This window comes from Salibacterium qingdaonense (assembly GCF_900114715.1).
GTDB classification, from domain to species: domain Bacteria; phylum Bacillota; class Bacilli; order Bacillales; family Marinococcaceae; genus Salibacterium; species Salibacterium qingdaonense.
The window spans coordinates 79,828-89,313 of record NZ_FOTY01000012.1; the positions used below are offsets into that span (position 1 = coordinate 79,828).

The following is a 9,486-nucleotide window of genomic DNA, read 5'->3' on the forward strand; positions in this document are numbered from 1 at the left end:
GCAGTTGTTCAGCAAAGGACATCGCGTTCTGAGGCAGCTCCGAACCGGGGTCTTCCATTAAAAAACTCCCGGCTTTTTGCGCCGGGAGAATTGAATGCTATTCATCGGATTGTTCCGGGGACATTTCACCGGATTCTATCAGCCGCACCGGTGGTACCATGCAGATGATCGTATCACCGGCTTCTGGTTTCAGCGGTGCCTCGCTTGTAAAGAAATCAAATTTTCCTGTAGGTTTAAAATTAAGAATCGGCAGTGTATCCGGCTGAATATCCTTCAGAAATGTTTTATACGTATACTGCTTAGATAGCCTGGTCTGCACAAAATAATATCCTTGTTCAATTTTGCGGTTCAGTTCGGCATAGGTGGCACCTTTTTCAAACAGAATGCGTCCACCAATCCGCAGAACCAGATCATCCGGATGTTCTTTGTCCGGATCATGCCAGCTGAGCTGGAAAATGTCATTCCGGCCGATATCCGGAACAAACGTCGTGCAGACCAAAGAATTGTAGGAATCTTTGTCCGTTGCAGCAATTAATTTCTCGTAGGGGGTTAGATCCAGGTAATATTCCGTCTGCTCGGACAAAATTTCACCCCGGTAATAAGGCACTCCTTCAGCTCTGGCATTAAACAACTGCTCAAACGACGTATCTGTGATAAGAACGGGAATGTTCATCGATTTCAGCGTTTTGGCAAGGGCTGTCGTAAAAGAACTGCCGCCTACGATAATCACTCCGGGTTTTCCTTCCAGTGACAATCCCAGCTTCCGGGCCAGTGCTCCGATGGAGAAACCATGGGCACACACTGTGGCAAACACAAGTGCAAATGTCAGAGGTGTAACAATGGAAGCCCCCGGATAACCTGCCTGTTCCAGCACATTTGCAAAATAGCCGGCAACCGTCAAGGCTACAATGCCTCTCGGAGCAATCCAGCCGACCAATGCTTTTTCCTTAAAAGACAGCTCCGTGTTGATCGTGGAAAGCCAAATCGACAACGGCCGGACGACAATGAGCATTAACAGAACGTATGTCAGGATCCGCGGGTCAAACACCTGAAGCAGGGTATCCCGGTCCAATGAAGCGGTAATCATAATAAAGATTCCGGAAAGGAGCAGCACGGATATATTTTCTTTAAAATGTCTCATGTCGCTCAGGGAAGCAATATGCATATTTGCCATCGTCATCCCCATCGCTGTCACCGCAAGTAGTCCGGTTTCATGCATCACTTCATCTGCCAAAGCAAAGCAGGCAATGACAACGGTGAAGACAATTGGTGATTTTAAAAACTCAGGAACAAACCCAGTCTCAAACATCCAGCCTATTCCCCGTCCGCATGCCCAGCCGATGGCAATGGCAAACAGGGAAGCAAGAAAGAATAAGAGAAGCGCGCCTGCCGTTACAGAATCCACGGTTAGAAATTGAATGATTTCAAATGCAAAAACGGCCAGAAGCGCCCCCAGAGGATCAACCACCACCCCTTCCCATTTCAGTATTGCAGCCGGGCGGGCTTTCAGTTTTGCCTGTCGGAGAAGCGGAAGAATGACGGTAGGTCCTGTAACAATAAAAAGTCCTCCGATGACGAAGGAAACAGCCCATGACAAATCGGCCACAAAATAAGCGGTCAATGAACCCAAAATCCAGGCCAGAAAAGCACCCAATGTAATAATCCGGTACACTGACTTCCCCAGACCCCGGATCTCCCTGTAATCCAGGTTCAGACTTCCCTCAAATAAGATGATGGCTACAGCTACTGATATAATAGGATTAAACAGCGTACCGAAATCCTCACTCGGCGTCATGACCCCGAATATCGGACCGACCAAAAGACCCGCCACCGACATGACGACAATCGCCGGCATGCGAAAGCGCCATGCAAACCACTGTGACCCTATCCCGAGTACTCCAATCAGCATCAAGTGGGACAAAATTGAATCAAACATATCAGGTTCCTCTCTCTCTTTCGTGTGACATGCAAACAGCGCTTCCACCGGCAGACTCCACCCCTTTTAAGCGCTGCAGATACATCCGATATGCAGACAGCGGTATGCTGTAATGCAAATGACGTGTTTGTATGTGAAATGATTCGTGTATGTTGTTGTTCGTGTGATGATGCCCGAAACAAAACAATACAACACCAAAAGGGTTTTTTTCAATCCATTGGCTTTGATTCATAAAAACTTTACAATAGAGTGTAGATGAAATGAGGAGGTTGAGTAGTGGATACCGACTATATACTGAAAAAAACAGACGGTGCGGACTGCCACCTGGAAAATAGAATAGCAGGGACACCGGCGTTTGTTATTTTTCTCCGCCACCCAGGTTGACCATACTGCAGAGATTTTCTCGCGCAGTTGCGTGAGCACGCAGACGATTTCCAGAAGAAACGTGGTGTTAAAATAATTACCATCTTCCCGGCTTCTGTTACGCTGCTTTCCCAATTTGAAGAAGCGTACGGTCCTTACCCGTTTCCTTTATATGCCGATCCGGATAAAGAGGCTTTCCGGGGCTTTGGGCATCAAAGCATGAACCGGGTGAAACTGCTCGGCAAAGCCATTCTCGGATCGCTTACCGGGAAAGTCAAAGATATGCTCCCCAAAGAGGAGGAAAAGCGAAAAGTTGTCAAAGCCTCCATGCAGAAGTCAGACGTATTCATTCAAGGGGGCGCGTGGTTGTTTGATGCTGACAGCAGGCTTAGGTGGCAGCATGTCGATGATTCCCCGGAACATCACGCTTCCATCGAAGAGCTTAAACAGGCAGCCGATAAGTATGTAAGGTAGAGCGATACCTGTCCTTTCTTCAAAACTCGTTAATCTGCTCTTCGATTTTTTCCCCCAAGTGACGCCCGGGTTCATCCAAAAAACAGGATATCCGGGCGCCTTCTTTCACTTCTTTGATGGAAATGGCCGTTCCATCTTCCTGCAGCATAAAAACACTTTCTGCATCCTGAAGTACAGCTGACAAACGAACCCCTCCGGCATTCACTTCCATTCGTACCAGGTCACGTTTTTCCATCTTCACCCTTCCGACAGGGACCCCTTTTGATTCCGTTCCATTATATACAATCAGCGTATCGCCGCCGCGCACTTCTTCGAGATAGCGGGTGCTCCCTTGTTGATAAAGGTATTGGTGCAGACCTCCTGCGTTAATTCGGAAGGAACGCGGCGGATACGTGTTTGACTCCCGGTTTTCCGACAGAATGAGCACGTACCCGTGACCCGTGTTGCCCGCAAGTACTCCTTCTGTCGGTGTCAAAACATCCACTGTATCGATGCATACCCTTGTCCCCTGACCAATAGGCGTTATCTTTTCTACGGTTCCATAGGTTAAGCTTTCTTCGTTCTGCACATCGATCTCCCTTTCTGCGTTTTCATAATCACGTGGAGTCCTGTTTCATTTCCCGGACAATACCGCGCTTGAACTCCCTTCCAACGACCACCGCAAATCCGGCCGTCATCAGTATTGTTACTATATCCGGTGCACCGGCAATCGTCACCGCGAATGAAGATAATATCTGAAACATCAGCAGAATAAACCAGACACCGGTCATGATTTTTAAAATGTTTTTCAACTGCAATCACCTTCATTATTCCTTTTTCAATCTATATACAGTATAACGTACCTTTTTTTATTCAGCACCTTTTTTCAGAGAAAACATGGCTGTTTTTTCCTTCCGCTTACAGAAACTATTCTTTTGGTTTCCGTCATATCCGGGTTTACCGAAGATATATTTATTTCTTGTTATCCCGGCCCTGCAGTAACAGCCGTTTGATGTACTTTATACTGGAATAAAAACAGAGCAGGATGGCAAGGATGATCATGAAGGAGGACGAAACTATGTTTAAAAAAGGAAAAAGTCTGATAGCTGCGGCTGTTTTAGGCGCAGCTGCCGGATGTGCTCCGCCTGAAGAGGAAAGCATGCCGGGGCAGGAAGCAGAAGAAGTCTCTTCCGACCACTCTGCTATGCAGGACAGCCCCATCGCAGAAGCCGGAATGGTAAATACAGAGGAAACAGAAATCGGGCGCGTCCGTTTTTATGAAGAAAAGGATGGTGTCCTCATGCAGACTTCTTTTGAGAAAGGAGTTCCGGAAGGATTTCACGGATTTCATATTCATGAGACCGGGCTCTGTGAACCAAATGCAGCAGATGGTCCGTTCGCTACTGCCGGAGGCCATTTCAATCCCGGCGGAACAAGCCACAGCTCCCACGCCGGTGATATGCCGTCGTTGTTTGGAATGACCGACGGCTCTGCTTATCTTGTGAGCGCACTCGATCGAATCACACCAGAGCAGCTGGTCAACGGGAATCTTGCTGTCATTCTTCACGATGGACCGAACAATTTTGCCAACATTCCAGACCGTTACATTCAATCTGAAACCGGCGAACCCGGTCCTGACGAACAGACACTGATGACAGGAGACTCCGGGAGCAGAATATCATGTGGTGTTATTAAACCTGCCGGTGCCTGATCCATTCATCAGCCAATCCTCCTACGCAGTCTGCTCCGCGGCCTGCATAGGGGGATTTTTCGTCAAGAGACGGAGGAGGACGTCCAGCCGGGAAAATTCAGATCAAAAAGCCGCCACAAGAATCGTGACAGCTCAGGCCGGAGAACCTTTTTCATCATCGCTTTCTTTTTTACCGGAAAGAAACCAGCCGCCAAGCGCTATGAGAACAAGTACACTGTAAAACGTGATTTTCCACGGGGTGGATTCGGCAAACGCTTCCGGCAGTACAGCCAGATCCGGGTGCGCAAGGGTGTAAATGGCAAGTTTTATACCGACCCACCCGACAATCATAAAAGCAGCGATTTCAAGCCCCGGACGTTGTTTAAGCAGCTTCACAAACAAGGTTGCCGCAAACCGCATAATGATCACGCCAATTAGTCCGCCTGTTAAAATAATGATGAATTTACCTCCATCGAGACCGCCGATATTACCAATCGGCGTATTCGGAAGGGTAACAGCAAGGGCAACCGCGGCGAGGATGGAGTCAACGGCAAATGCGATATCAGCGACTTCTACTTTCAACACGGTCCCCCAGAATCCGGCAGCACCAGCTTTCTTTTCTTCGGCTTTTTCTTCCGGGGACTTATCTTTATTCAGCCAGACTTTCCGTACAATGTGATTCCCGGCCATAAATAAGAGATACAACGCGCCGACAGCCTGCACCTGCCAGACATTGACGAGAAACGATATGACAAACAACGAAGCAAAACGGAACACAAAGGCTCCGGCCAACCCATAAAAAAGGGCTTTTTTCCGCTGTTTTTCCGGAAGTCCTTTTACCATAATTGCCAAAACGAGCGCGTTATCAGCAGCCAGGATGCCTTCCAGCACAATCAGTACCAACAGCACCCAGCCGTATTCCATCAGTACTCCTGCTTCCATAATCATCTTCCTTTATCATTACTCCCCCTAGGTTACCTTCTCAGGGTTAAGTTTATGCAGAGCAGGCGTATTAGTTATTCATTTCTTCGAGCTCTTCGGCAATGATGGAAAGCTCCGTCCAACGTTCCACCGCTTTTTCAATTTCTGTTTCGAGTTCTTTTTGTCTTTCCATCCATTCCTGGGCTTTTTCAAAATCGCTTCCCGCCTTTTCTATTTGCTCTTCGACGGCTGCTTTTTCCTGTTCCAGTTCATCGATTTTTGCTTCGATGGTTTCCCATTCCTGTTTCTCTTTGTAGGACATTTTTTTACGTGATGTTTTGGGTTTCTCGTCTGTTTTCGGCTTCGGAGCGGCGGCTGCGGCAGCTTCCGCTTCTTTTCGTTCTTCCATCAACTGTTTATAATTGCCCTGATACCGCTCAATGGTTCCATTGTCCTGAAAAACAAGCAGCGCATCCACAACCCGGTCGAGAAAGTAACGATCGTGGGATACGGTTATAACAACCCCCGGAAACTGATCCAGGTAATCTTCAAGAACACTTAACGTCTGCGTATCCAGGTCGTTTGTCGGCTCGTCAAGAAACAATACATTCGGCTCTTCCATCAGTACGCTCAGGAGATACAACCTCCTCCGCTCTCCACCGGACAGCCTGTAAATGTAGTTCCACTGCAGCGGACGCGGGAACAAAAAGCGCTCCAGCATCTGTTCGGCGGTGATTTCTCTTCCATCGGCCGTTGTAACTATTTCCGCTGTTTCCCGTATAAATTCGATAACTCGTTTATTTTCATCGAGGTCTTCCTGTTCCTGCGAATAATACCCAATCCGAACCGTAGGGCCGCGTTCGATCCAGCCTTCGTCGGCTTCTGTTTTTCCGGCAAGCACATTCAAAAGTGTTGTCTTACCGCTCCCGTTTGGTCCCACGATTCCGAGTCTTTCCCCGGGCGTGACAAGGTAATCAAAATGAGAGAAGAGCGTAACGGCACCGTATGCTTTTGAAATCCCTTCTGCTTCAATCACTTTTTTTCCGAGACGGGTCGATCCGATTGCAAAATCAACATCCTGTTTCTTCTCAGGACCGGACTTATCTTTCATTTCTTCCACCCGGTCGACACGGGCTTTCTGCTTCGTTCCGCGGGCCTTCGGCTGTTTCCGGAGCCAGGCAAGTTCGGTCCGGAGAATATTCTGTCGTTTGGCTTCCTCCTGTTCTTCGCGTGCTTCCCGCTCAGCTTTTTGTTTAAGAAACAGTTCATAATTTCCCTCATATACATAAAGATTGCCCTGATCCAGTTCATAGATCCGGTTTGTCACCCTGTTCAAAAAGTAACGGTCGTGGGTCACAAGAAGAAGGGCACCGTGATAGGAAGACAGGAAATTTTCGAGCCATTCAATCGATTCATTGTCGAGATGGTTTGTCGGTTCGTCCATAATCAATAAATCCGCAGGCTGAATCAAGGCTTTGGCAATAGCCACCCTTTTTTTCTGGCCGCCTGACAGTTCCTTTACTTTCTTCCGGAATGAAGTAATGCCCAGGCGGGTCAGGACCTGTTTTGCCGTCGTGTTCGCTTCCCAGGCCTGCTCGTTATCCATGCTCAGCTGGGCTTTCATCAATTTATCCTGAGCTTCTGGACTTTCACTATTCTCTTCCAGTTCGGCAAGCGCCTTCTCATACCGGCGCATCGTTTTCATGACGGCGGATTCACCGTAGTATATCTGATCGATAACAGTTAATTCTTCTTCCAGCTCCGGTTCCTGTGGAAGATATTCCACCTGCAGGCTGTTGGCATGAATCAACTCCCCCTGTTCCGGCGATTCAATACCGGCCAGGATTTTCAAAAGAGAAGACTTTCCCGTTCCGTTCACCCCGATCAGGCCGATCCGGTCCTGATTTTCAATAACGAAAGATATGTGGTCAAATAACGTTTTTTCCCCGAACGATTGATATAAGTTCTCTGCTCTTAATACACTCATTCTTCTTCCTCCTTCCGCCCGGCGGGCCTGTGCACTTTTTCATCATAACATGCGGATGCTTGTTTTCCGAAACAGGGGCGCCACCTGTCTTCTACAGGAAAAAAACCGTTCATTATGAACGGTTTTTCGGGCGTGGTTTCCGTTTGGAACGGTCCATTCGTTTGTTGTTGCTGTTGCTGTTTCCTGGTTTGCCGCCCTTCTTTTGTTTCGGGCGCATCGGTGCTTCTTCTGTCAACTGCACCTGCTTTTGTCCCGGCTCACTTGTATTCATACCAATGGCTGCGGCTGCGAGAGTGACCGCATCGTAATCTTCAAGCAATGTACGCGCGGATTGTTCAAGCTCATCCGGAATCTCTTCTTCCGCCGCTTCCTTCAGCTTATTGACCGCCTGCTGATAACGGCCGTACCTTGCTTCTTCAAGCGTTGGTACATCCTGTTTCTTCATTTTCTTGTCGATGGTTTTTTCGATGAAACGGAGATGTCCTATTTCTTTAGGGGTGGAGAAGCTGACAGCGGAACCGTCTTTGCCGGCTCTGCCTGTTCTTCCGATCCGGTGTACATAGCTTTCCGGGTCCTGCGGCAGATCAAAATTGTACACGTGCGTCACATTCTGAACGTCAAGCCCTCTTGCGGCCACATCGGTTGCAACAAGAATATCAATCGCACCGCTTTTGAACTGGCGGAGAACTTTGTCGCGCTGCTGCTGCTTTAGATCCCCGTGAATGCCGGCGGCGTCGTAACCGCGCTGCGTCAGTGCTTCGGACAGCTCGTCGACTCTTCGTTTCGTCCGTCCGAAGATAATCGCAAGGTCCGGGGGAGTGATATCAAGCAGGTGACAGAGTGAGTCGAATTTCTGCTTTTCCGGTATCTCCATATAATACTGATCAATGTTGGAGACGGTCATCCCCTTGCTTTTTACTTTTACTTCTTCCGGATTCTTCATGAATTTCTGCATGACGTGCTGCAGGCGTTTGGGCATCGTTGCCGAGAAAAGCAGCGTCTGGCGTTCTTCGGAGACCGAACCGAGAATTGTTTCGATATCTTCAATGAATCCCATGCTCAGCATTTCATCTGCTTCATCGAGAACGACCATATCCATGTGTTCCGGACGGATTGTCTTTCGTCTCATATGGTCCATGAAGCGTCCCGGTGTTGCCACAATAATCTGCGGACGCCGCTTCAATGCCTTAATCTGACGGGAAATATCCTGGCCGCCGTACACCGCCTGAGCTTTCACACCGATAAACTGTCCAAGTCTGTTCAGCTCTTCGGATACCTGAACCGCAAGTTCCCTTGTCGGTGCCAAAACAAGTCCCTGAGGTGAATTCTCACCGCCCGCCACTTTTTCAATCAGTGGAATGCCGAATGCTGCTGTCTTTCCTGTCCCTGTCTGAGCCTGTCCTGCTATATCTTGTCCCTGTTTGGCTTTTGGAATGACTTCCGCCTGAATCTGTGTGGATTCTTCAAAGCCCATCGCATGAACAGCCTGTAGTATACGGCTGTCAAGCTGCAATTCTGAAAATAATGTCAATCTTTCATTTCTCCTTTTATTTAACGATACAGCTATATTTTTACCGGATGCGTGCAAATGATGCCACATTCACAGCGGAAAAAGCTGCAGCTTCCAGGAATATACTTCCAACGACCTAAAAAAACTGCACCCCGGTTTCTTTATAAGGGATACAATTTCTCCAACATGTACGCTATCCTTATGCAAAAACATCGCTACGTTTTATTATTATTTTATCATACCACAAATGATCACTTCCCGCTACATCTATATTCTACACGTATGCGTCAAGTTTTTCTCGGTAGCTCTGAAAGACGGCGGCTTCCAGCCCTTTATCGTTGTACACCGTGAATCTCCTACCGCGCTCCGCTTGGTGGCCTCGTTGTATGCCCCGTTTTCTGGCGAAAACAGGCCATACAACGAGGTCTACGAAAGGCTTTTGACCATGTGCCCCATCGCTGTGGAATGAGCGGTGTGCAGCGCTATGGTTCCGGATATCACTCCGTTGGATTCGCGAACCGGATCTCGAAGAATGTCGGTCATTCGCACCATGCGGGCCCATTGGCGCTGCTGTCTCACCGATCGTGGCTGATACCGGTTCAGGTACGCCGCCCGCAGGGTTTGAT

Annotated in this window: 7 protein-coding genes and 2 pseudogenes; 2 read left to right on the forward strand and 7 right to left on the reverse strand. The window is 48.4% G+C overall.

The features are described 5' to 3' along the window. Positions 1-97: 97 nt before the first annotated feature. Positions 98-1,936 carry a cation:proton antiporter gene (locus BM058_RS10790; RefSeq protein WP_090927064.1) on the reverse strand — a complete coding sequence of 613 codons (1,839 nt, stop codon included), beginning with the start codon at positions 1,934-1,936 and terminating at the stop codon, positions 98-100. Positions 1,937-2,332: 396 nt separating this feature from the next. On the opposite strand from BM058_RS10790, the pseudogene BM058_RS10795 reads away from it, so the two are divergent. After that, positions 2,333-2,773 (forward strand): annotated as a pseudogene (locus BM058_RS10795) (AhpC/TSA family protein); the annotation flags it as partial. 19 nt (positions 2,774-2,792) lie between these two features. On the opposite strand, the gene BM058_RS10800 reads toward BM058_RS10795, so the two are convergent. Continuing rightward, a complete protein-coding gene (locus BM058_RS10800) occupies positions 2,793-3,341 on the reverse strand; it encodes a 3-dehydroquinate synthase II (protein WP_218151901.1) in 549 nt (182 codons plus the stop codon). A gap of 28 nt (positions 3,342-3,369) precedes the next feature. Then, positions 3,370-3,564 (reverse strand): hypothetical protein, encoded by a 195-nt coding sequence (locus BM058_RS10805; RefSeq protein WP_090927052.1) that lies wholly within the window; start codon positions 3,562-3,564, stop codon positions 3,370-3,372. A gap of 266 nt (positions 3,565-3,830) precedes the next feature. On the opposite strand from BM058_RS10805, the gene BM058_RS10810 reads away from it, so the two are divergent. Beyond that, on the forward strand, positions 3,831-4,463 hold the full coding sequence (locus tag BM058_RS10810; RefSeq protein ID WP_177195522.1) for a superoxide dismutase family protein: 633 nt from the start codon (positions 3,831-3,833) through the stop codon (positions 4,461-4,463). A gap of 132 nt (positions 4,464-4,595) precedes the next feature. Here BM058_RS10810 and BM058_RS10815 read toward each other — a convergent pair whose 3' ends face one another. The 4 genes and pseudogenes from BM058_RS10815 to BM058_RS18270 all read right to left on the reverse strand — a co-directional run. Beyond that, the gene (locus BM058_RS10815) at positions 4,596-5,384 is read right to left on the reverse strand and encodes a TerC family protein (protein WP_090927054.1); all 789 of its coding nucleotides are present in this window, start codon (positions 5,382-5,384) and stop codon (positions 4,596-4,598) included. A gap of 70 nt (positions 5,385-5,454) precedes the next feature. Then, complete coding sequence (locus tag BM058_RS10820; RefSeq protein WP_090927055.1) at positions 5,455-7,350, reverse strand: ABC-F family ATP-binding cassette domain-containing protein; 1,896 nt, start codon at positions 7,348-7,350, stop codon at positions 5,455-5,457. A gap of 112 nt (positions 7,351-7,462) precedes the next feature. Then, complete coding sequence (locus BM058_RS10825) at positions 7,463-8,881, reverse strand: DEAD/DEAH box helicase (protein ID WP_245736943.1); 1,419 nt, start codon at positions 8,879-8,881, stop codon at positions 7,463-7,465. Between the two features lie 405 nt (positions 8,882-9,286). Then, a pseudogene (locus tag BM058_RS18270) lies at positions 9,287-9,486 on the reverse strand (ISLre2 family transposase); the annotation flags it as partial.